We start from the raw sequence: 23,226 nt of genomic DNA, 5'->3' as shown, positions 1-23,226 counted from the left end.
TTTCATGCAGAATCTCCTGCGTTTATGTTACGAGAAAATTCTACTTTTGACGTCAGTTATTTTTAGGGGGTATTACCACCGATTATCAGAGGCAGATTGAAAGTAACCTGCCCTTCTGTATTTACTCTTGGCAGACTGTCATACCTTCGGCTGTGCTCTGGCCAGTAACGCCGTGCAGTCTATATCTACTGGCAGGGTGCCGTAGTTGCTGCAAATGCCGGGAATCAGCCGGGCGCGGATAAAGGCGTCGGCGACCATGGTCTCGCCATATTGCAGCAACACACTGGCCTGTAACAGCAGCGCTAATTTATCGACAATGCTGCGGGCGCGGTATTCCAGCGTGGCGCTATCCTGCAATGCTTGCTGCAGCCGGGAAAAGGCGGCGTCGTAATCCTGATTGCGGCCGGTTACGCTTTGCAGTTCACTCAGGCAGGCGGCTAAGGCTTCGGGCTCTTTTTGCATGGCGCGCAGCACGTCCAGACACTGAATATTGCCGGAGCCTTCCCAAATGGCATTCACCGGTGCTTCGCGATATAGCCTTGGCAGGATGTTTTCTTCGACATAGCCGACGCCGCCAAGGCACTCCATCGCTTCATAACAAAACTGTGGTGCGCGTTTGCAGATCCAGTATTTGCCGATGGCGGTGGCCAGGCGGACAAACTGCTGCTCGCTCACCACAGCCTGATTATCCAGCGCGTAGGCGACGCGTAAACTCAGTGCCAGCGCCGCTTCACTGTCGAGCGTAAGGTCGGCCAGCACATTTTGCATCAGCGCATGCTGCTGCAGGTTTTTGCCAAAGGCGCTGCGCCCGGCAGTATGGTGCAGCGCCTGGGCTAAAGCGGCGCGCATTAAACCGGCCGAGCCTAACATGCAGTCAAACCGGGTCAGTGCCACCATATCGATAATGGTGCGCACGCCGCGGCCTTCATCACCAATGCGCCAGGCAAAGGCACCGCGAAATTCTACTTCAGATGACGCATTAGAGCAGTTACCCAGCTTGTGTTTAAGGCGCTGAATATAAAACTGATTTTTACTGCCATCCGGCCGCCAGCGCGGTAATAAAAAGCAGCTTAAGCCGGCATCGGTTTGTGCCAGCGTTAAAAAGCCGTCGCACATCGGCGCCGAGCAAAACCATTTGTGCCCCACCAGCTCGTATTCATCTTCACTTAATTGCATGGCCCGGGTGGTATTGGCGCGTACATCCGAGCCGCCCTGTTTTTCTGTCATCGCCATGCCGATAGTTAAGCCGGCTTTGGCAAAGTAGGGTTTATTGTCAGGGTCATACTGTGCGGTGAGTACTTTAGCCAGCCAGTCGGCTGCGGCTTTCGGTGCTTGCTTTAGCACCGGTACGGCGGCGTAGGTCATGGTTAGCGGGCAGCCGGAACCGGCATCGGCCTGCATATGCTGATACACCATGGCAGCGCGCGTTACCTGGGCGCCTTTGCCCGGCTTAACCCAGGGCGCTGACGGCAGGCCAAAGGTAATTGCCGCCTGCATCAGCTGATGGTAGGCCGGATGAAAGCGCACCTCGTCAATTCGGTTACCAAAGCGGTCATGGCTGTGAAATTCGGGCGGGTATTGGTTGGCCAGAAAACCGGCCTCCGCCAGCGCGCCACCGCATAAGCTGCCATAGCTGGCGAGATCGGCGCTGTGCACGGCGCCAAAGCGGCTTACCCAGTATTGCAAGCTGCTGTCGCTCAGCCAGCTGTTAAACGGGGTTAACGATGACGGCTGGTTCAGTACCTGATGGGTTTCAGCTAAGGCGCTGTAAGGCCTTGTTGTTGGGGAATTATCTGACATCCGCGCCTCCTGCTGTTGTTACAGCAGTGAAGCATGGCGCGGAGCAGAACTCAAGTTTGCCGCCTGGCTTAGTGTTTGGCGTCAAGCAGCGCCTGCAGTTGCTGTAACTGCTCTTTACTGAACTTGCCATTTTCCAGCAGGCTTGTTACCAGCTCAAACTCGCCGCCTTTGCCACTTCGGTGAATTTTAATCACTTTATGCTCAACGGCCTCGCTGTCACTGTCTTTGTCGAGCTCAATCACCATCTTCTTACTGTGCAGCGCCACACCGTCGGCGCCGGACAGGATATGCACTTTGCCGTTTTCACCCTCGCTGAACATGGCGATCAGCTTGTTACGTTTTTCTTCCGGCAACGCAGACAGTGCCTGCTGCAGCGCGGCCTTGTCAGACAGATCGACGCCGTCCAGATTAATGGTCTGGCTGTCGCCGTTGTCTAGCCAGATCACTTTGGCTTTGCTGTCGGTTTTAATCACTTCAATTTTTTGTTCATCCTGCGCCAGGCTGGTACAACTTAGCAGGGCAGCGCTTAGCGCCAGTACAGTCAGTTTGATATGTTGCATGGTAATACTCCTTAGTTGATTTGCCCTCTGGCTATTGAAATATTAATGCCAACTTTAAATAGTGTTATGAATCATAAATTTATGAAATTGCCGCTATACTCTGGACGATAAAACTGCCGATATCGGGATATGCTATGCCGCATATGCGGAACTGTGGCCGGCCAAGGCTGATGGTGTTGTTGTAACCTTCTGATTTACAGTTACTTTGTAAATTTGCAAGCTGGCATTTAATTTGAATATAAGCTAAGGCGGCTAAGGTTGTCCGCTAACGGCTAAGTGGTGAGTTCATGTCCATTCGTACGGTATTATTTGGTGGGATTATTGCGTTGTTGCTGCTGATGGCACTAAGCCAGATGGCGCTGGTGTATGGTTTTAACCAGCGGCTGGAGCAGGAAATCAGCAAGCAGAGCGAGCAACTGACACGGGTAGTACTGCAAATGACGGCAGAAAAATTACAACCGGCAGCGGGGCAGCAACCAGCAGAGCACAGCAAAACAGTACAGCGTGAAATTAAAGTCATCGAGCTGGAGGCTGATCAGCTCGTTATCCAGCGTAATCTGCAAACTGAAATGCAGCAGCAACTGCACCAGCTAACCGCCAGCGATGCCCCACCACAGCTGAAAACCTGGCATGTTAAAAGCCAGCAAGGCGTCAGCCCGGTAGTGACCGATTTTATGCGTTATACCCTGCTGCTGATCGCGCTTAGTACGCTGATGGCGATAGGCCTGGCGCTATGGCTGGCGCACCGTTTTATGCGCCCGCTCGATCAGCTGGTGCTTGGCTTTCGTGCTTTGCAGCAAGGTCAGCTGGGGCAAACCATAGAAGAGCAGGGGTTACGCGAATACCGCTATGTTGCACAGCAGTTTAATCAGATGAGCAGTCAGTTGGCACAGCTGGCTGCACAGGCGCAGCACGCACAGCAGCAACAGCATTTAGTCGAACTGGGCGAAATAAGCCGCGGCATGGTGCATGCGCTACGTAACCCTATTCATACCCTGACCTTGCTGTTGGAGCAGGTGGCGCTAAGTGACGACGCGACATTGCGCCAGCGGCTGGCCGACACTGCTGAGCAAAAAATGCAGCAAATAAATCGCAGTCTTACGGCGTTGCTGACGTTAAGCTGCGCCGATATTAACCGCCAGCAACAGGTGTCATTGCTGGCGGTGCTGCAGGATCTCATGCTGGAATTCAGCAGCGCCAGCGTGCAGTTTCAACTGGCCGGTGATCATGATCTTAGTATTGCCGGCGCAGAAACCGAGTTACGTACCATCTTACATGCAGTATTAAGCAATGCGGTGGAAGCCTCACCCCAGGGTGGCGTAATTAAGCTGACGCTGGACAACAAGCTGCGGCAGATTTGCATTGAAGATCAGGGCGCCGGGCTGACAGATGCCATTGCCAGCCAGCTGTTTAGCCCGCATTGCAGCAGCAAAGCAGAAGGTGCCGGCATGGGGCTGTATATCGCGCAGCGGTTATTGCACCGCTACTATAATGGCGACATTAGCCTGCAAAACCGTCCCCGCGGCGGCTGTCGGGTTTGCATCTGTTTTACAGCCGGGGAGTCAGTGACATGCTAACGGCCATTTTGGTGGTAGAAGATGACAGCCAGCAGCGCCAGCTGATTTGCCAGTTGCTGCAGGCCGAGCAGTATCAGCTGTATGCCGCCGACAGTGTTGAACAGGCGATCCTGTTGCTAAAACAACAGCCGGATATTGCGCTGGTCTTCAGTGACTGGAAGTTGGGTACTGGTAATGGTTTGCAGCTGCTGCAGTATGTGCGCAGCCAGTTGCCCGATACCGGTTTTGTTGTGGCCACCGCCTATGGTTCGGTCAGCCATGCGGTAGAGGCGATACAAGCCGGTGCCGATGATTATCTGGCCAAGCCGTTTAAACGACAGGAATTGTTGTTGGCGATAGCCAAAGGCCTGAATGCCCGCACGCTGCGCCGGCACAACCGCCAGCTAAGCGAACAGTTAGGCGAGCAGCGCCAGCTGGTAGAGCTGATTGGCAATGCCCCTTGCATGCAGCAGCTGTTTAACCGCATTAACCGCGTATCTAACAGCAATGCCACTGTGCTGATAAGCGGCGAAAGCGGCACCGGCAAAGAACTGGCAGCCCGGGCCTTGCATCAGTTGTCGGGCCGCAACAAAGCGCCTTTTATCGCCATTAATTGTGGCGCCATACCCGAGCAGCTGGCCGAAGCTGAGTTATTTGGCAGCGAAAAGGGCGCCTTTACCGGTGCGACCAGTAGCAAAGCCGGTAAATTTGAAGCCGCTAACGGCGGTACCGTGTTTCTTGACGAAGTGGCCGAGCTGCCGCTGACGCTGCAGGCCAAGTTACTACGTTTATTGCAGGAAGGCAGCGTCACCCGGCTGGGTAGCCATCAGGAAGTACGGCTGGATATCCGGCTGATTGCGGCCAGCCATCAGGATTTAGCCCAGGCGGTGCAGCAGGGCCGGTTTCGCGAAGATTTGTATTACCGGCTTAATGTGGTGCCGGTGCATATGCCGGCCCTGCGAGAGCGCCGCGAAGATATACCGCGGCTGATCCAACATTTTTTGCAACTTAACCAGCAGCGCTACCAACTAGCTGCAGTGCAGCTGAGTAAAACGGCATTAAAGCAGCTGATGGATTATCACTGGCCCGGCAATGTGCGTGAACTGGCCAACTGCATTGAGCGTTTTACCTTATTGGCGGATGAGCAGGAGCTGCAACAGGCACTGCTAGCCCAGACTGTGCCTGATGGCGGCTTTCGCCTGCCGCCACAAGGGCTAAATTGGCAGCAGCATGAACAGGATTGCCTGCGCCAGGCCTTGCAGTTGGCGCAGGGTAATAAGGCGCAAGCGGCAAAATTGCTGCAATTACCCTACAAAACCCTGCTATACCGGCTGGAAAAATATCAGCTGGGCAACTAGCACGGCCTTAGAATTGCTTATTTTTTAACCAGCCTGAGCTATACTTAGCGGCCAGGGCTTTGCTACTGATAAGCGGCAGCAGGCCTACCTGTGCAGGAGCTAACTGATGACGGCAGCTAAACGCATTATTATTTGTTGTGACGGCACCTGGTATCAACCGGATGAAACCCCTACCAATGTAACGAAGTTGGTGCGCAGTATTAAACCCACGGCCAGCGATGGCGTGCATCAGGTGGTGTTTTATGATCAGGGTGTCGGTACCGGCGGCCCGATAGATAAGTTTATTGGCGGTGCTTTTGGCAGCGGGCTGGAAAAAAACGTGCTCGATTGTTATCGGTTTTTAATCCACAACTATGAGTTAGGAGATGAAATCTACGCCTTTGGCTTTAGCCGGGGGGCTTATACCGCCCGGGCCTTTGTTGGCCTTATTCATGCTGTAGGTTTGCTGGAAAAAAGTTCGCTGGATAAATTACAGCAGGCGTATAAATATTACCGCACCCAGCCGGATCAGCGGCCAGAAGGTGAATATGACAACCATTACCGGCCTGATATTCGTATGGTTGGTGTGTTTGATACGGTCGGCGCCTTAGGGGCTCCGACACCGTTGTTGGGCAAGCTAACCCGGCGCTGGGTTGGCTTTTTTAACACCCATCTTTGCGAGCAGGTAAAACATGCTTACCATGCACTGGCATTAGAGGAGCGGCGTGCGCCTTTTCAGCCGGATTTATGGACCGGCGAAGCAAAAGCGGATCAGTATATTGAGCAATGCTGGTTTTGTGGCTCCCATGCCGATATTGGCGGCGGCTATGAAGAAAGTGGCTTGTCCGATATCGCTTTGCAGTGGATGGTAATGAAAGCCTGCGCACTGGGGCTGGAGTTTAACGACACCTATTTACGGGCGTTGTGGAAGCCTGATTTGCAAATGCAACCGCATGATTCTTACTCGTTTAGCTATAAGTTGCTGGAACGTATTGGTACGGCCGAATCGTTGCGGCGCATCTATGGTGATCCGGCCAACCCGCCAATTAATATCAGTATTCATGACAGTGTGTATCAGCGCATTGCCGCTGGCGATTATCAGCCAAAGAATCCGGATTTTCCGCCGGTCGACAAGTTGGCAAATCGCCGCAGTAAGGTGCGCCAGCTGGTAACAGACACCCCGGCGGCGCAGTTAACGTTAAAAGAATTTGCCGCCAGCTGTCAGGTGCTGGATTTTAGCAAGGACGGTGGCGTGCGTATTCGCTATAACGGTGACTTGCAGCCCGGTGACAGCCTGAGTATTGAAAGTGGGTTGTTTGCCAACACCAGTGTGCACTGCCGCTGGAAAAAGGGTAATCAGTACGGCCTGCAGTTTGCTGCCTGAGTGCTCAGGCAGCGCTGTGCTGTAAGCTTAGCCCTGGGCTGTTGTCATGCGCTTAAAACACCGCAATGCTACAACCGTTAATAGCAGACTCATGCCAAGCAGGATCAGCAGATGTAACCACCATGCATGGCCCTGATCCATAGCTATCACTTTCAGGCCCAACTGCGACAAATGATAGCTGGGCCAGATCCAGCTGGCGTGCTGCAGTGCGGCAGGCAACATATGAATTGGCAGCCAGAGGCCGGACAACAGCGCCATCGGCAGATAAATCAGATTTACCACGCCGGGGGCAGCTTTATCACTTAGCGTTAAGCCTAAAATGAGCCCGATAACTGCAAAGGGGGCCGTGCCCAGTATTAACACCAGTGCCAGCAGCAGCCATTGCCCGGCTGCTAGCTGCACACCGGCAAACACTGCCGCTATGCTGAACAACATCAGGATGATCAGCAGCGAAAACAGCAGGGCTGTGCTGAATTTGGCCAGCAGGTAGGCGGCAGTAGGCATGGGGGATAGCCGTTTTAACGTCAGCCAGCCATGGCCGCGATCGCCGGCAATATTGATGGCAAAGTTAAACATCGCCGGGCCCATGATGCCAAAGCAGCCATAAGTAACCAACATATAGGCACTGGCGGCGCCGCTATTTAGCAGCACACCAAAGAACAGATAAAACACCGTTGGAAAAGCCAATGCCGGTAAGACAAAACCCGGGGTGCGCCAAACACTGAGTAAGTCGTACCAGGCTTCTTTGCGATAGATCAGCGTAGTATTCATGCCGCCTGCTCCTGTTGTGTGCTGCTGTTGTGGGTAAGTTGTAAAAAAGCCTGCTCCAGCGCGACCGGTCGCACTTCCAGTTGACTGACACTGTCGTCTGCCAGCAGCAAGGCTTTAACGCTCTGCTCGGCATGGCTGCTATGCAGGGTGATACGGTCTTTATCCCGGCTGAGTTGCAGCACGGCCGGTAGTGCTAACAAGGCATTATCAGACAGTGCGCTGTAGCAGCTAATCACTTTGTACTGCATTAAGGCTTTAAGCTCAGCTGGGCTGCCATTGGCAACAACAACACCCTGGCTTAGCACAGTAATACGATCGGCCAGTTGCTCGGCTTCCTCCAGATAGTGGGTAGTCAGCACGACAGAGATCCCTTGCTGTTTTAATTGTTGCACCTGCTGCCATAAGGCACGCCGGGCTTCCACATCCATGCCCAGCGTTGGCTCATCCAAAAATACCAGTTTGGGCTTGCCGGCCAGCGCTAACGCAAACAACAAGCGTTGTTTCTGGCCGCCGGATAAACGGCCAAAACGCTGCCGGCTGTATTGCTCTAAACCGGCCAGCTTCACCAATTCGGCGGCACTGTAACCGCCTTCGTAGTAACTGCTGAATAAATCGCACTGTTCAAATACGGTTAAATTGGCACTCAGGCTGCCGATCTGCATCATTACGCCCAGTTGCTGACGCAGCGCCGTGGATCGCTGACAACCGGATTGCAGCTGATCAAACAGCGTTATTTCACCACTATCTGTAGCTACCAGACCTAAAATGGCCGATATCAGCGTCGTTTTACCGGCCCCGTTTGGGCCAAGAATGCACAGCACCTCGCCGCCGGCCAGGCTGATATCCACACCGGCCAGCACAGTGTTAGCGCCATAACGTTTGGTTAGCCCGGTGACGTTTAGCGGTTGCAGTTTCATAGTGCACCCCGGGTACTATGTTGTTGTAAGAACTGCGTTATGTGCTGATTAAGCCAGCTGGGGGCATCAGCCATAATAAAATGCTTAGAGTCACGGGCGAAGGCAAAGCTGTGGTACTGCGTTGGCGCGTTGGCCAGCTGGCTTTCATAACCGGCTTGCACCTGTTCTGGCGTGGTATAAGGTGCGCCATGTTGCAATGCGCCCAGTGTCAGCACCGGTACCCGGATGTTGCTAAGCGCCGGGCGCAAATCTGCCCGCATCAGCTCGCCCATTACCCGGCCCGAGGTCATGCCGTCTGAGCGGTACATATCGGCCACGATGCGCTGTTGCCAACTTTCGTCACTGGCCATGCTTTTTGCCATGCTTTGCGGGTCGAAGCCGCGTTGTGGTGCGGGGTTCTTGCCCGGCTTGGCAGCGTCGGCGCTCGCGGGTTTATGGTTAGCGGATTTAGCGTCAGCGGATTTTTCGCCGATCAGTGCGCCCAGCGCCGGTAAACCATCCACATTAATGGCTGCGCTAATGTGTTCTGGCGAGTTGGCGGCCAGAGCCAGCGCCAGATAGCCGCCCAGTGAGTGGCCAATAACCACAGGTTTATCCAGCTGCTGTTCGCTGATGTAACGTAAAATGGCCTGTTGCTGTATCGTCAGATAACCCTCGCCCCAGCTTTGCATCGGGATAGGCTGCACGCCGGCAAAACCGGCCAGCGTTAAAATATGCAGCTGATAATTAGCCTGCAGCGCTTCTACTGTGCTTTGCCAAACCTCACCGGATGACGCCACGCCGGGAATCAGAATAACCGCCGGGCCCTGGCCGACTACCTTAACATCGAAGCAGGCACAAGCCTGCTGCTGTGCTGGCGCAGTAATAGCGCCTTGTGCGGCCAGTGCTGGCAGGCTTAATAAGCCGCCGCTTAAACCCAGAGCCAGTGTTAACGTGCGTAGTGTGCTGTTTAATGTCTTCATCTTATCTGCCCTGTTCATGTTGTTGTGTGATGTTGATGCAGCCAGTTTAAGCAGGCTGGGCAGATAGCACAGCTAACGCTTGTCATCAGTTGCGCATGACAAATGCCACAAGGAGATATGACCTTTGTCACTGGCGCTAAGCTATTGATCCTGATTACACTGTGCCAACTAACATTTAGCCAACTAACACTTAGCCAACTAACACTTAGCCAATCTAAAGCGGGCGCCGGCAGGCGGTGGGAGAAACGGATGACGCCATACAATACGCTGGAAAGAAAACTGAGCTGGGCTTACCTGATAAACCTTGTTTTCTATGTTATTCCGCTATTTAACGTGCGCTTTGCGCTGTGGCAGTACCTCAGCATGGCAGCCGCTTTACTGTTATTTCTGGTGTGCTACTTTTGGGCCTATCGTTGCAGTCGTAGCGAGATGCACTGGCCGATAGCCGGTATCGTGCTGGTGGCGGCGCTGATCACCCCGGTTAATCCCGGTTCTATTGCTATGTTTGCCTATGCCGGCTTTTTTATTGGCTTTGCTTATACGCTAAAACGCTATCTGCTGCTGATGCTGCTACTGGTTGCCTTATTTGTCGTATTGAAGCTGACGCTGACTATTCACTGGAACCTGTTTTTAGAGATGGGCGTGCCGATAGTGCTGGGCGTCAGCTTATTAGGCCGTGCCGAGCAGGCTAAATTGCGCCACCGTCTGGCGGAAAAACAAAGTGAAGATGAAATAAAACAACTGGCTACCACGGTAGAGCGCGAGCGTATCGCCCGTGATTTACACGATATTTTGGGCCACACCTTATCCAGCATTATTTTAAAGGCCGATTTGGCAGAAAAACTGCTGGCGCGCCAGCATGGCGAAGCGGCGCAGCAACAACTTAGTGAATTAAGCCAGATTGCCCGCGATGCGTTAAGCCAGGTGCGGCAAAGTGTGTCGGGTTACAAGCATCAGGGTCTGGCGGCCGAAGTGCATAAGCTGCTTGGCCGGCTGCGTGATGCCGGCTTTCAGGCTGAACTTAAAGGCGAAGTGCCGGCACTGAATAGCCGTTGCGAGACAGCTATCATACTGGCACTGACCGAATTGACCACCAATGTGATGCGCCACAGTAAGGGCGACAGCTGTCAGTTAAGCTTTGTGCAGCAGGACAAACATCTGCTGATCTGTGTCGCTGATAATGGCAACAGCAGCGATATCACAGAGGGCAATGGTCTGGCTGGCTTGCGCGAGCGGCTGGCGGCAATAGGTGCTTCATTGGCGCTACAACATCATAATGGTGTGGCAGCCAGCATTCAATTATCGCTGCAGGAGAGCACGGAATGAATATTTTACTGGCTGAAGATCAGGCCATGGTGCGTACGGCATTGGCCAGCTTGTTACGGTTAGAGGCCAACTATCAGGTAACCGAAGCCGCTGACGGCAAGGCGGCACTGACGCTGTTAAAACAGCAGGCCTTCGATTTGCTGCTAAGCGATATTGAAATGCCATCTTGCACCGGTATCGAGCTGGCGCAGTATATCCAACAGTACAAACTGCCGACTAAAGTGGTCATTATCACCACCTTTGGCCGGGCCGGTTATGTAAAACGGGCGATGGATGCCGGCGTCGGCGGCTTTTTATTAAAAGATGCGCCGGTAGAGCAACTGGTGCAGGCGATACAGCAGGTGATGGCCGGTAAACGGGTGGTAGACAGCGAGCTGCTGTTAAATTCACTGGGTGATCAGGACCCGCTTAGCGACAAAGAACGCCAGGCGCTGCGGCTGGCTGCCGACGGCCAGAGTACCAGCGAGATTGCCGCTGCGCTGTATATAGCCGAAGGTACAGCACGTAACTATTTATCTGATGCCATCAGCAAACTTAACGCCGCCAACCGTATAGACGCTGCCCGCATCGCCCGGCAAAAAGGCTGGTTGTAGCTGATCAGCCCAGATTCCGGCTTCCATCGGTTTGCCCACGCCAACACGCCGTAAACCCATCCCTGGGGGCTCGTCTCAGCCCATCCGGGGCTTCAACGGTTGGCTTAGGGCAAACCGATTCCGCTTTCAAGATCGGTTGAAACTTAAAGTACATTTGCTAACTAGCCTGCCCAATTTGCTCAAAAGTCAGTTTTGCCATGTTATGCTGTTGTAAAAGCACAGCCAGCGGATAAACAGCGTGACATTTCAGGCAGTTATTTTTGATATGGACGGCGTACTGATAGACTCAGAGCCGTTATGGCATCAGGCCGAGCAGCATATTTTAGGCGGGCTGGGCGTCGACTTTAGCAAGCCGCCGCTATTGCAAAGCACCGGCTTAACCACTGCCAGCGTGATCGCGCACTGGTATCAGCACCAACCCTGGCCCGGGCCGTTACCGGCACAGGTGTATCAGCGTATTATCGACTTTGTCGCCAGCGGTATTACCAACTCTGGCAGCGCGAAAGCCGGTTTGCCTGCCTTACTGGATGTTATCGCCGCCGCCCCGCTGAAAATGGCGGTTGCCACTAATTCTCCGCAATTGCTGCTGGATACCACCTTAGCGCGGCTGAACATTGCACATTATTTTACTGCCTGCTGCCATGTCGATCTGGTAAAGCACGGTAAGCCGGCGCCGGATATTTACCTGCTGGCAGCGGAAAAACTCGGTGTCGCGCCGCAGCATTGTCTGGTATTTGAAGACTCATTCGCCGGTGTAACTGCCGCCAAAGCCGCCGGTATGACAGTGGTGGCCATACCGGCGGCGCACGAATGGCAACACAGCAAATTTGATATTGCTGATCATAAAATACGCTGCTTTACCGAGGTCGACTTCCGGCAGCTGGCGGCTTTAATCAACTGAGCACAAGCTGAGGCATAGCTATGGATTTTCGCAATAAAATCAAAGCAGACCGCGTACTACAAAGCCGCGTTGGCGATTTGCACAGTGCATTGGAAAGCGATCGTGGCCGCATTATTAATTCGGCAGCGGTGCGCCGGTTACAGCAAAAAACCCAGGTATTTCCGCTGGAGCGCAATGCGGCAGTGCGCAGCCGGTTAACCCATTCGCTGGAAGTGCAGCAAACCGGCCGTTTTATTGTACAAACGATATATCGTTTGTTATCACCGGCTGAGCAAGCAAAATATGGTTTAACCGAGTTGGAGCGGCCGTTCGAATCGCTGGTAGAAATGGCCTGCCTGTTGCACGATGTCGGCAACCCACCCTTTGGCCACAGTGGTGAAAGTGCCATTAATGCCTGGTTTAGCCAGACGCTGCCAGCGCTAAGTGCGCAACATCAGTTGCAGGATAATGTGTTATGGCAAACGCTGAGCACCGAACTGGCCCAGTTTGAAGGCAATGCCCAGGCGATACGGCTGGTGCACAGCCTGCAGCGGATGAACCTGACTTACTCGCAACTGGCCTGTATTTTAAAATATACCCGGCTGGCGACAGCGGTTAAGCCTGCTAAAGAGCAAGCGTTAAGTTATCTGCAAAAAAAGCCCGGCTATTATTTTGCCGAGCAGCAACTGGTGCAACAGTTGTGGCAACAGCTGGATACCGCACCGGGCTGTCGTCACCCGCTGACCTATATTATGGAAGCCGCCGACGATATTTCGTATTGCCTGGCCGATCTTGAAGATGCGGTAGAAAAAGGCTTACTCAGCCTGCCGCAGCTGGCTAATGAGCTAAATGCGGCCTTTACTGCCATTGAACCTCAGGGCCGGTTGATCAGCACCCAAGGCGGTGCTAGCGAAAGTTTTGCCGCACTGATAAAAGCCGCCATCGATAGCGCGGCAGACGAACCGATTAACAAAACGTCGGCATTTTTTATTAAACTGCGGGTTAATATGATCCACCCGCTGGTTCGCCATGCGGCGGCGCAGTTTATCGACCAGCTGGACGCGGTTTACCATGGCCATTTAAACCGTGCGCTGCTGGAAGATGACAGCCAGTACCATGCCATTACCGCCACCTTTAAACAGGTAGCGCGCCGTTTGGTATTTAACCAGGCCGAAGTAGAAACGCTGGAATTACAAGGCTTTCGTATTATTGCCGGTTTGCTCGGCAGCTATCTGCCGCTATTACAGCTGTCTGCTGCCGACTTTAGCGACGTGCTACAAAACCAGGCCTATCATCTGCCGCAGCAGCAACGGTTGGCACACCGGCTACCCAATAAGCACCTGGCCGCCTATCAACTGGCCCTGGCTGATATAGCCGGGCACGACAGCGCTTTAGAGCTGTATTACCGCTGCCGGTTATTGCAGGATTACATCAGCGGTATGACCGATCATTTTGCCTTAGACGAGTACCAGACACTGGTTAATTGTGTCAGGTGCTGACTGGCAAATAGCCGACCCGCCAGCTATGGTTAGCAGCACAGCGTCTGATCAGGATTATGCAATGAAAACAGGGCTAATGGTTTTTATGCTCAGCGTTAGTACCGGCAGTCTGGCCGGGCCCCAGCTGCAGATGGAACCGGGAAAATGGCAACACAGTTTTACACTGCAAAGTAGCAATGGTGAACTGGAGCGTGCCATGGCGCAAATGCAACAGCAACTGGCCAGTATGCCGGCACAGCAACGGCAAATGATGGAAGCCATGATGAAAAGCCAGGGTATGGCGGTTAATTTGCAAAACGGCAGTGTCGAAGTTTGCCTGACGGCGGCCGATATCGCGGCAGGTAAATTGCCGCAACAAGACGGTTGTCAGCAGCAAGTAACGCAAAAAGACGGTGGTTATCACATTAGTTTTCAGTGTGATACCAAGCCGCAAAGCAAAGGTAGTGGCGAGTTTCGCCTGTTAAGCCCGAAAGCGTACCAGGGCACACTGCAGGTAGAAACTGAGATAGAGGGTAAGCCACAGCAACTGCTCATGCAGCAGCAGGGCAAATGGCTTGGGGCTTGCCAGTAAGCCGGTTGCAGCCGGCTGTTTTACCGGCTGCGTTGTTGGTTCAGGGCAATTGTGCCTGGTTAAACAACCAGTCCAGCGCCTGCTTTACACTGTGCGGCTGCTGTAACGGCACCAGATGATCGCTATTGGGCAAAGCAATGTACTGGCCGTTTGACAGCGACGCCTGCTCGGCGCTCCAGGCACTGCCTTCCTGCTGCCACTGTTGCAAGGCTGCAACCAGTTCAGGTTCGTTGGCAGCCTGCTCGATTTGCTGTTGTTCAAAATCACTGTCAATAACACTCACTGGTATGCCGCTGACCATCGGCAAGCTGGCATAGCTGTCCAAATCGGCAGTATAGGCGGCAATTTCTCTGGCTCTGGTCTGCTGCTGCGGAATAAGTAAGCGTAATTGCATTATTTGCTCAAAGTAACTCCAGTCCAGTTGTACATTGTTTTGGCCAACCAACTGCTGTACTTCCTGGTATTCGATATTCAGCTTATCCTGCGTTCTGGCGGTCCAGTTACCGGCACCGAGGTGTGGTATTAAGGCCGGCAAATTCGCCAGATACCAGTCGGCCGGGTAGCCCTGATACAGGCTTAGTGAATGGGCTAATGGGATATCCGGGTCGATATACAGCATGGCGTTAATAGTAAACTGTTGCTGATATTGCTGATAAAACCAGCGCGCGCTAATACTGCTGCTGGCAAAGGCCACCAGCGTAACCTGCGTTTCCTGCAATTGCTGTAACACCAGCGCCAGATCATCGGCAAAGCGCCGGTACGACAGGTCATCGCTGGTGCTGCTGTAGGCATTGCCAAGCCGGTCAATACTGTATACCCGGTATTGCTGCGCCAGTAGTGGCTGCAAAGCCGCAAACCAGGCGCTGTCGCTGTGGTAGTTATAGTTAGGCCCGGCTAACAGTACTACGGCTGGCCCGGGATTATTCAACCCCATGGCGCGGACGTGAAACTGTCCCCGTTCGGTGCTGACCAGCTGCGAGTGCTCGGGCAGTTCAGGCTGCCCGGTGCTGGCAAAAAATTTCAGGATCTCGCGGCTACTGTCAAAACCGGCGTATTGCCAGTTATGGCCGCCGTCTTTCATGCTGAACAGCTGAAATTTCTGTTTGCCATTGTGATAACTGCTCAGGCTGACGTTGGCGCTGAGCGTTTTTTGCAGCGCATAGGGTAAACCGCTGTTTTTCTCCGCCAGCAGGGCAATGGCGTCCGGCGAGCTGATCAAACCAAAGTTACTGTGCACCAGGCCGTTGTATGGCAACACCGGATCGGCGGTACCATGCACCATCATGATTGACACCGGCTGCTGCGGCGCGCAACTGGACGCTAGTTGAATTGACATCGGAGCGGCCACCACCGCTACTGCTTTAAAGGTATCGCTGAGGTTGCAGGCCAGGTTTTGCACAAACAAGCCGCCCTGCGAAAAGCCGGCGGCGTAAATTTCGCCTTCGGTAATGCTATGCCGCTGGCGGATATCGTTAATGACATTTTGCGTAAAGCCCAGGTCGTCCGCGCCAAGCCGGTGGGCAATATTGCAATCGCAGCCTTCATTCCATTCTACCTGCTCTGATTTGGGATAGGCGACGATATAGTCGCTGCTTAGCTTGTCAAACTGACTAAGCGAGCGCATTTCCTGCGACGTGCCACCCGACGGATGAAATGCCAGCAGTAATTTGTAACTGTTGCTGCTGTGGTAATTTTGCGGCAGCGACAGCAAATAACTGCGTCCGCCGAGCTGAATTTGTTGCGTGCTGTCGTCAACTTTGGGCGGTTCATTCTTGCTGTCAGACGACTGACAGCCGGCCAGAGTCAGCAGCAGTATGATTGCGGCTATTGTGTTTATAGGCTGTTTCATATTAGTTTCCTGTTAACCGATTGCAGGCTAAGCCTAAGCCGTTGTTGTGCTTTTGCCGTGGCCCTGACCATGATGATTTTGTGATGAAAAGCTTACCGGACACTATATGACAACACTTTTAGCCGCTGCAGGCCTGTGGCAGCTGGGGCCGCTACACTATGACGCCAAACAGCGCCAGCTTAGCAGTAACGCTCAGCAGCTGTATCTGGAGCCACGCCAGCATCAACTGTTGCTGTGCTTGTTGCAGGCAGCGGGCCAGGTAGTAAGCCGCGAAACGCTGATTGCCCAGGTGTGGCAGGGTCGTATTGTCAGTGACAGCGCCATTAACCGCGCCGTGTCGATGCTGCGTAAAGCTTTTGCCAACCTGGATCAAAGCCGCGACTATATCGAAACCCTGCCCAAGCTGGGCTATCGCTTATTAGTGGACGCTACCGCTGTGACGACTGTAGCCGCAGCGGTAGCCAAGCCACCGCCGTTAGCGCAACTACAACCTGGCCGCAAATGGCAGGCAGTGTTGTACGGGGCAATGCTGGCGCTGCTGGTTGCCGTGCTGCTGTGGTTTATTAGTCTGACGCCACAGCAACGCCTTAGCGCCGGCACCTTGGTGCCACACAGCAGCTTTAACGGTGTAGAAAGCCAGCTTAGTATTGACGGGGCCGCTGGCAATTTGTTGTACCAGCGCCAGACCGGGCAAGGCCGGTCGCAGATTTGGCTAAATAACCTGAGCGAAGGCAGCCACCATGCGCTGACACCGGCCAGTCAGCATAGTGCTTATGCGGCCATCAGTCCGGACGGCAGTCAGTTTGCTTTTGTGCAATTGGACGCTGAAGGCTGCCGCTTAATGCTGCAGTCAACCAGGCTGCCAGAGACAGATCCAGAACAGAGTGCAAGCCGGCTGCTGCACCAGTGTCCGGCCGACAATATACCGCTGCTAAGCTGGCAGCCGGATGGCACAAGCTTGTATTTTCGTCAGCGGGCAGATAAAACCCAGCCGTATCAGATCTATCAGCTGAATATCGCCAGTACGGCACTGCGCCAGCTAACCTTGCTGCCACGCGATTACTCCGGCCTGGGCGATATTGCTGTAGCGGCGTCAGCTGGCCAGCTGGCAGTGTTACGGTACTTAACCGCTGACACGACTGAGCTGTTATTGCTAAGCCCTGACAACGGCGCTATCAGCACAGCGCAGTCACTGCCGCTGCGGGCGACAGCGCTAACCTGGTACAGCGAACAGCTGCTGCTAATCAGTGCCGGCCACATGCTGTACCAGTATCATTTGCCAACGGCTAAGTTGCTGCCGTTGTATCAGGCTGCCGATCCGGTCAACTCGCTGGTTGCCGCCGCTGGCGGGCTGTATTTCAGCAGCACTGAGGTCAATACCGACATCTGGCATAGCAACACTGGCGACGAGGCGGTATTGCGTATCAACAGTTCAAGAGCCGATCTTATGCCGCGGTTGGCGCATCACTCCCGCCAGCTGGCATTTCTGACTAACCGTTCCGGCCGGCATCAATTGTGGTTGCAACAGGACGACGGTGCAGAGCGTTTGCTGGCCGAATTACCCGGCGCGCCCGGCTTTGTGCGGTTAGAATGGTCGGCAGATGACAGCCAACTGTTGTTTAGTAAAGACGACGCCGCCTATAGCGTTGAGGTTGCCACCGGTAAATTAAACCAGCTGTTACCGCCCGGGCATAAGGTGGGCGTCGTAAATTGGGGCCAGCATGCCAACCAGCTGCTGTACAGCAGTTGGCGCGACGGTGACTGGCAACTGTGGCTGCATGACTTAAAGCATAATACTGAACAACAACTGACTACGCAGGGCGGCTATAGCGGGCGGCTGTGGCAGGGCAGCTTGTATTTTAGCAAGTATCATCAGGATGGCCTGTGGCGCAAAGATCTGACAGGTGCAGACGAGACGCTGCTGCTGGCGCAGTTTGATAAAATAAACTGGTTAAACTGGCATATCGATCACAACAAGTTGTATTACTATCAGCCAGATCAGGGCATTTATAGCCTGGATCTGGCCAGTTTAACCACCAGTCTGCATCAGGCCGAACCAGCACGGTTTATCCGCCATTTTAGTGTGCGTCAGCCTAATACCGTACTGGTGCGCCATGCAGAGTTACAGGGTGATATATACCACCTAAGCCTAAAATCAGAATGACGATCGGCTGCCTTGTTGTTGCAAAACAGCAAGGCAGGACACTTTTGCCGGGCATTTTTGCGCCACACTGCGCTCTTTAATGACCGGAGATTAGCCGTTATGGCTGCAACTGAGCGCAACAACACAGTGGATACTATCCGTAGCCTGGCGTTAGTGGCGATCTGTATAGTGAATGTGCCTTTTATCCTTTTGCCGCCAGAGCTGGCATTAATGCCGGGCTTAACCCTGGCCGATCAACTGGGGGTTTTTCTTAGCGAAAGCCTGTTACAGTTGAAATTTTATCTGCTGTTTGCCTTTATTTTTGGCTGGGGGCTGGCCACGCAGGCGACTGCCGCCAAAGAGAGCGGCGTAGCGTTTATTATTGAGCAACTGCTGAACTACGACGCTGACTCGATCACATTATTGTTGCAGCTGCCGGTGCAGCCAGTTGGGGTTAACTGACTGCTGGCACCCAGCCAGAGCTGTGTTATAGCGCTGAGCAACTCCGTATTAAAATCGCGTTGCAACTGGGTCAGGCCTTGCTGTTGCAGCAACAGCTGCACACTGGCCGGTAAATGGCTGCTTTGGTACAACCCCAGCGTCAGGGCATAAGTATGCAGCAGTAACTGGCTGGCGCGGTCGGCGGTAAGGCCGTTAAAGTGCACTGCCAGTTGTGCGCCTAACGTTTGCAGCGCCCGCGCCAGTTGCTGTTTAAAGGCCAGTAACTGCTGCTGCGGCAGGTTTTGTTCCAGCACCGCATTGAGCAGTGCCATTAGTGGTAGCAGGCTGTCTGATTGCTGCAACAGTGTCAGATAGCCCTTGGCAAAAGGCGCCGCTGCTTCGGACAGAGGCTGTGGCAGCCCGGCAATTACCTGTTCCAGCTGGCTAAACAAACTGGCAAAGTCTTCGCTTAACAGCGCGAGAAATATCTGCTCTTTGGTCTGAAAATAGCGGTACACCGTGCCTTTGGCTAAACCGGTGTCGGCTGCAATATCGGCCACTGCCGGCAATGTCTGACGCTGGATAAACAAACGCCGCGCAGCGGTGAGAAAATCAGCCCGCCGCTGTTGTTTTGCTGCCGCACTGATAGCGTTTTGTTTCATGCTTAGCCTTTTAGCTTAATCAGCCAGTCAGTCATTTTTTCCGCCAGCTTGCCATAAGGCGGCAGCAGCATGCTGACGCTGTTATAGGCGCCCTGATAAAACACCGGCCTAAGCTTACTAAAGGTTAAAAAGCCTTCGTAGCCATGGTAGTGGCCCATTCCGCTGTCGCCGACACCGCCAAAGGGCAGGTCGTGCTGGCCAACATGTAAAATGGCATGGTTAACGGTGACGCCGCCAGACATGATCTGGCTGATATAATGCTGCTGCAGCGCTTTGTCGTGGCTAAACGGATAAAACGCCAACGGTCGCGGTTTACTGTTTATGTAGCTGATAACATCAGCGCTTTGCTGATAGCTTTTTACCGGCAGCAGGGGACCAAATATTTCCCGCTGCATTACCAGCATATCGTCGCTGACATTAAATAGCAGTGTTAGAGGAAACTTGCGTAAAGCCGGATCTGCGATTTGGCCCGGCATCAGGTTTACTGCCGTAGCGCCTTTGGCGATTGCATCGTCCAGTGTGGCCTGTAAGCGCTGATAGGCGCGCTGGTCAATAATGGCGGTGTAATCATTGCTGTTAATATCCGGATAACGCTGTGCTACCAGTTTTAGCGCCAGTTCGGTGAATTGCTGCTCACTGCCCTGTGGTAAAAACAGGTAGTCGACGTTGGTGCAAATCTGGCCGGCATTAAAGGCTTTGGCCCACAAAATACGGTCGGCCGCTTTATCAAGCGGAAAGTCCGGTGCCACCACCGCCGGTGATTTACCTCCTAATTCCAGGGTAACCGGGGTTAAGTTTTGCGCAGCGCTGGCCATTACTGCCCGACCGGTTTGCGCAGAGCCGGTAAAGAACAGGTGATCAAAGGGTTGTGCCGAAAAGGCCGGGCCCGAGCCGGCGTCATCAGCAAATACCTGCAGTTTGGCCGGCGGGAAATACTGCGGCACTAATTTGATCAACAACTGCGCCAGCTGCTCAGAGTTTTCGGACATTTTTACCATGGCGTTGTTACCGGCGGCAAAGATAGCCACCAGCGGAGACAGCGACAGCATGATTGGGAAGTTCCACGGCACGATAACGCCCACCACACCTAATGGCTGCGGCAGCACTTTGCAGCCTGAGGTAGGAAATAACAGCCGGTCAATATGGCGTCGCTGCGGTTTCAGCCATTTTTTCAGCTGTTTTTTGGTGCGGGCGATATCTTCCAGCACCATAAGTATTTCAGAAAAACGGGTTTCGAACCGACAACGGCTGCCGTAATCGGCATTGACTGCTGCCACCAATGCCGCTTCGTTATCGCGGACCAAAGCTTTAAGGGCGTCCAGATCGGCCAGCCGCTGTGCCAGTGTTGGCACCGGGTTGGCATGGTAAGCCTGGCGCTGTATTGCCAGGCCCTGTGCAAAACGGGCAAAAGATGGATGCTGTGCGGCGGGGGTAGCCGGATTTGCAGCAGGTTGCTCAGACATAACACACCTCAAAAGTGACTATTGGTCATTCTTGTATTGAGATTAATGACCAGTGGTCATTTTGTCAACAAGCAGGAGCTAAGACTGTAGTTCAGGCGGCGTTGTTAAGCAGTCTGGTTGGCAGCGTCAAACTGGCAGGCGGATTCACGACAGATCAGCGCCGGTTCAAACACGTTTTTCAGCCGTATGGTTTGCTGCTGGTAAATATTTTTCAGCACCCAGCGTGCCGCCATCCGGCCCATTTCACCGATTGGGTAATCTATGGTGGTCAGTTTCGGATGAATGTAGCGCGCCAATATCAGGTTATCAAAGCCGACGATCGACAATTGCTGCGGCAAGTTCAGCCCGCGCTGCCGCGCTGTTTCAATAGCACCTGCGGCCATTTCGTCGTTGGCACACACCAGTGCGGTAAAGGCAAGGCCGCTATCGAGCAACTGCTGCATACAACGGCTGCCGCTGCTGTCCTGAAAGTCGCCTTCGGCAAACAGTGCCGGGTTAACTTTAACGCCGTATTCTGCCATAGCGCGTAAATGACCGGCGTAGCGATCTTTGGCATCGCTTTTCCACATCGGGCCGGCAATATAGGCCGGTGGCCTTGCTGCAATAGTTGCCGGGTCGCCAGATAGCCACCAAGCTCATTGTTCAGGCAAATGCAGTTTGCCGCCAGTTGCGGGATATAGCGGTTGATCAGCACTATGGGCAGCTTACCTTCGGCCAGTTTGATCAGGTAGTCATCCGATACGGCTTCTACATGCAGGATCAGCGCGTCACAGCTGCGGCTGATCAAAAACTCAATACCGTCGATTTCGCTGGCTTCTTCACTGTGGCCGGCGGCAATAATAACGTGTTTACCGGCGGCGCGGCATTCGTTCTCAATACCGCTGAGCATTTCACCGTAAAAGGGACCATGCAGTTCAGACACGAGTATGCCAACGCTGTTTGAGCGGTTCGACGCCAGGGACTGCGCTATGCTATTGGGCCGATAACCCAGTTGCTCCATAGCGGCTAACACCTTGGTGCGGGTGGTGTCACTGACCCGCGGGCTGTTATTCATCACCCGGGATACGGTAGCCAGTGACACACCGGCCAGTTCAGAAACCTGATAAATTGTTGCCATGGCTATCCTTTAGCGCTGTGTTCACTGTGGCGGTTATGCCGTTACTTTAGCATGAGCCGGCGTGGCTGAACCAGACTGCAATGCCTGATGGATTTGCAGTACCCGGGCGTTATCCAGCCGGTAGCGGCTCATGACCAGTGCGACCAGCACTGAACACAGCGCCGGCCACAGCGTAAAGCTGAGTAATAAGCCCTGCAGCGTGTCGGCAGTTTGTACCTGGCCGGCCTGATAGCCGTACCAGGCCAGCAGCCAGCCGGCCAGTGCACCGCCAACGGCCAGCCCTAACTTAATAAAAAATACCACCGACGAATACACCAGGCCCGGAATACGCAGGCCGGTTTTAAAGTGGCCATAGTCGACGGTGTCGGCCATCTTCGCCCATAACAGCGGCGTAGCCATTTGCAGGAAGAAACTCCAGAGAAAATGCAGCACAAAAGCCAGCAACAGCTGCTCGGCGCTGATAAAAAAGCCCAAAGCACAAATCAACGCTGATATTAGCTGCAGGCCGATATAGGCTTTTACTTTATCCACTTTTGTCGATAACCACTGCGCCAGTGCCACGCCAGCAATATTGCCGATCATGCCCAGAGTTACGAAGTAGGTCACCAGATCGTCACGCAGCAGATAGTATTTTACGTAGTAAATGGCCAGCGTATTGCGCAGTACCATGCCGGTTAACAGCAATAAGGCCGCTACGCATAAGATGCGCCATTGCTCGTTGCGCCACAGCGACAGTGTGGCTGTGCGCAGTGTCAGACGCTGGCCAACCGGGGCGCTAACCCGCTCGCGGGTGCCGGCAAAGCAAAGCAAAAACAGCCCCAGCCCGAGCAGACTCATGGCTGCGATAGTCCACTGATAGCCGCGGGCCTGATCGCCCTGGCCAAAATATTCTACCAATGGCAGGGTGCAGGCGGTAACCAGTAAGCCGCCAAGCATACCAAATACAAAACGGTAGCTTTGTACCGACACCCGCTCTGTTGGGTCGTTGGTTAACACGCCACCCAAGGCAGAGTACGGAATATTAATGGCGGTATAAGCCAGCATCAGTAAGGTGTAAGTGGCAAAGGCGTACCATTCTTTGCCGCTGGCGGAGAAATCCGGCGTGGTAAACGCCAGTACACTGCAAAAAGCAAAAGGTACTGCCAGCCACAGCAAATAAGGCCGGTATTTGCCATGACGGCTGTCGGTATTGTCGGCCAGAGCACCCATCAGCGGATCAGTGACCGCATCAATTACCCGCACCAGCAAAAACATAGTGCCGACCACGGCCGGTGAAATGCCAAAAATATCGGTGTAAAAAAACGTCAGAAACAGCATTACCGTCTGAAACACGATATTGCTGGCGGTGTCGCCAAGGCCATAGGCTATTTTTTCTTTTCTGCTCAGCATAACTGC

19 protein-coding genes and 1 pseudogene are annotated in these 23,226 nt (G+C 53.7%); 10 read left to right on the top strand and 10 right to left on the bottom strand.

Features of this window, described 5'->3' with window-relative positions:
• Nucleotides 1-138: 138 nt before the first annotated feature.
• Complete coding sequence (locus MN202_RS18485; RefSeq protein WP_335737625.1) at nt 139-1,800, bottom strand: isovaleryl-CoA dehydrogenase; 1,662 nt, start codon at nt 1,798-1,800, stop codon at nt 139-141.
• Nucleotides 1,801-1,868: 68 nt separating this feature from the next.
• Nucleotides 1,869-2,360 carry a hypothetical protein gene (locus MN202_RS18480; protein WP_335737624.1) on the bottom strand — a complete coding sequence of 164 codons (492 nt, stop codon included), beginning with the start codon at nt 2,358-2,360 and terminating at the stop codon, nt 1,869-1,871.
• Nucleotides 2,361-2,647: 287 nt separating this feature from the next.
• Between MN202_RS18480 and MN202_RS18475 the strand changes: the two genes are divergently transcribed.
• The 3 genes from MN202_RS18475 to MN202_RS18465 all read left to right on the top strand — a co-directional run bounded on the left by MN202_RS18475 (nt 2,648) and on the right by MN202_RS18465 (nt 6,637).
• Nucleotides 2,648-3,937, top strand: coding sequence for an ATP-binding protein (locus MN202_RS18475; RefSeq protein WP_335737623.1), 1,290 nt, complete (start codon nt 2,648-2,650; stop codon nt 3,935-3,937).
• Nucleotides 3,931-5,274 (top strand): sigma-54-dependent transcriptional regulator, encoded by a 1,344-nt coding sequence (locus MN202_RS18470; protein ID WP_335737622.1) that lies wholly within the window; start codon nt 3,931-3,933, stop codon nt 5,272-5,274. Before MN202_RS18475 ends, MN202_RS18470 begins: the two co-directional genes overlap by 7 nt.
• 106 nt (nt 5,275-5,380) lie before the next feature.
• Nucleotides 5,381-6,637 (top strand): DUF2235 domain-containing protein, encoded by a 1,257-nt coding sequence (locus MN202_RS18465; RefSeq protein ID WP_335737621.1) that lies wholly within the window; start codon nt 5,381-5,383, stop codon nt 6,635-6,637.
• A 27-nt stretch (nt 6,638-6,664) separates the two neighbouring features.
• Here MN202_RS18465 and MN202_RS18460 read toward each other — a convergent pair whose 3' ends face one another.
• The 3 genes from MN202_RS18460 to MN202_RS18450 are packed head-to-tail and all read right to left on the bottom strand — an operon-like array spanning nt 6,665 to nt 9,287.
• Nucleotides 6,665-7,408: an ABC transporter permease gene (locus MN202_RS18460; RefSeq protein WP_335737620.1), complete on the bottom strand. Its 744-nt coding sequence runs from the start codon at nt 7,406-7,408 to the stop codon at nt 6,665-6,667.
• Nucleotides 7,405-8,325 carry an ABC transporter ATP-binding protein gene (locus MN202_RS18455; protein WP_335737619.1) on the bottom strand — a complete coding sequence of 307 codons (921 nt, stop codon included), beginning with the start codon at nt 8,323-8,325 and terminating at the stop codon, nt 7,405-7,407. The genes MN202_RS18460 and MN202_RS18455 overlap by 4 nt, the downstream gene beginning before the upstream one ends.
• Nucleotides 8,322-9,287 carry an alpha/beta fold hydrolase gene (locus tag MN202_RS18450; protein ID WP_335737618.1) on the bottom strand — a complete coding sequence of 322 codons (966 nt, stop codon included), beginning with the start codon at nt 9,285-9,287 and terminating at the stop codon, nt 8,322-8,324. The genes MN202_RS18455 and MN202_RS18450 overlap by 4 nt, the downstream gene beginning before the upstream one ends.
• 249 nt (nt 9,288-9,536) lie before the next feature.
• Here MN202_RS18450 and MN202_RS18445 point away from each other — a divergent pair, with 249 nt between their 5' ends.
• The 5 genes from MN202_RS18445 (at nt 9,537) to MN202_RS18425 (ending at nt 14,156) form a co-directional block, all read left to right on the top strand.
• Complete coding sequence (locus tag MN202_RS18445) at nt 9,537-10,613, top strand: sensor histidine kinase (RefSeq protein WP_335737617.1); 1,077 nt, start codon at nt 9,537-9,539, stop codon at nt 10,611-10,613.
• Entirely contained in the window at nt 10,610-11,206 is a 597-nt protein-coding gene (locus MN202_RS18440; RefSeq protein ID WP_335737616.1) for a response regulator transcription factor, read from the top strand. The genes MN202_RS18445 and MN202_RS18440 overlap by 4 nt, the downstream gene beginning before the upstream one ends.
• A 238-nt stretch (nt 11,207-11,444) precedes the next feature.
• Nucleotides 11,445-12,107: a hexitol phosphatase HxpB gene (gene hxpB / locus MN202_RS18435; RefSeq protein WP_335737615.1), complete on the top strand. Its 663-nt coding sequence runs from the start codon at nt 11,445-11,447 to the stop codon at nt 12,105-12,107.
• Nucleotides 12,108-12,127: 20 nt separating this feature from the next.
• Nucleotides 12,128-13,585: a dGTPase gene (gene dgt / locus MN202_RS18430; RefSeq protein ID WP_335737614.1), complete on the top strand. Its 1,458-nt coding sequence runs from the start codon at nt 12,128-12,130 to the stop codon at nt 13,583-13,585.
• 61 nt (nt 13,586-13,646) lie between these two features.
• Nucleotides 13,647-14,156: a DUF3617 domain-containing protein gene (locus MN202_RS18425; RefSeq protein ID WP_335737613.1), complete on the top strand. Its 510-nt coding sequence runs from the start codon at nt 13,647-13,649 to the stop codon at nt 14,154-14,156.
• Between the two features lie 40 nt (nt 14,157-14,196).
• Here MN202_RS18425 and MN202_RS18420 read toward each other — a convergent pair whose 3' ends face one another.
• Complete coding sequence (locus MN202_RS18420) at nt 14,197-16,005, bottom strand: alpha/beta fold hydrolase (RefSeq protein WP_335737612.1); 1,809 nt, start codon at nt 16,003-16,005, stop codon at nt 14,197-14,199.
• 106 nt (nt 16,006-16,111) lie between these two features.
• Here MN202_RS18420 and MN202_RS18415 point away from each other — a divergent pair, with 106 nt between their 5' ends.
• Together MN202_RS18415 and MN202_RS18410 are read left to right on the top strand one after the other, a co-directional pair.
• Complete coding sequence (locus MN202_RS18415; RefSeq protein WP_335737611.1) at nt 16,112-18,169, top strand: winged helix-turn-helix domain-containing protein; 2,058 nt, start codon at nt 16,112-16,114, stop codon at nt 18,167-18,169.
• Between the two features lie 99 nt (nt 18,170-18,268).
• The gene (locus MN202_RS18410; protein WP_335737610.1) at nt 18,269-18,610 is read left to right on the top strand and encodes a DUF418 domain-containing protein; all 342 of its coding nucleotides are present in this window, start codon (nt 18,269-18,271) and stop codon (nt 18,608-18,610) included.
• Here MN202_RS18410 and MN202_RS18405 read toward each other — a convergent pair.
• The 4 genes and pseudogenes from MN202_RS18405 to MN202_RS18390 all read right to left on the bottom strand — a co-directional run bounded on the left by MN202_RS18405 (nt 18,547) and on the right by MN202_RS18390 (nt 23,220).
• Nucleotides 18,547-19,251 carry a TetR/AcrR family transcriptional regulator gene (locus MN202_RS18405; protein WP_335737609.1) on the bottom strand — a complete coding sequence of 235 codons (705 nt, stop codon included), beginning with the start codon at nt 19,249-19,251 and terminating at the stop codon, nt 18,547-18,549. The genes MN202_RS18410 and MN202_RS18405 overlap by 64 nt on opposite strands.
• A 2-nt stretch (nt 19,252-19,253) precedes the next feature.
• Nucleotides 19,254-20,714 (bottom strand): coniferyl aldehyde dehydrogenase, encoded by a 1,461-nt coding sequence (locus MN202_RS18400; RefSeq protein WP_335737608.1) that lies wholly within the window; start codon nt 20,712-20,714, stop codon nt 19,254-19,256.
• 104 nt (nt 20,715-20,818) lie between these two features.
• A pseudogene (locus tag MN202_RS18395) lies at nt 20,819-21,768 on the bottom strand (LacI family DNA-binding transcriptional regulator).
• 96 nt (nt 21,769-21,864) lie between these two features.
• The gene (locus MN202_RS18390; protein ID WP_335737607.1) at nt 21,865-23,220 is read right to left on the bottom strand and encodes a glycoside-pentoside-hexuronide (GPH):cation symporter; all 1,356 of its coding nucleotides are present in this window, start codon (nt 23,218-23,220) and stop codon (nt 21,865-21,867) included.
• Between the last annotated feature and the right edge of the window lie 6 nt (nt 23,221-23,226).

The sequence above is a fragment of the Rheinheimera muenzenbergensis genome (genome assembly GCF_036984005.1).
GTDB classification, from domain to species: Bacteria; Pseudomonadota; Gammaproteobacteria; order Enterobacterales; family Alteromonadaceae; genus Alishewanella; species Alishewanella muenzenbergensis.
Note: the sequence above shows the minus strand (reverse complement) of the source record. Positions and strands in the feature narration are given on the sequence as shown.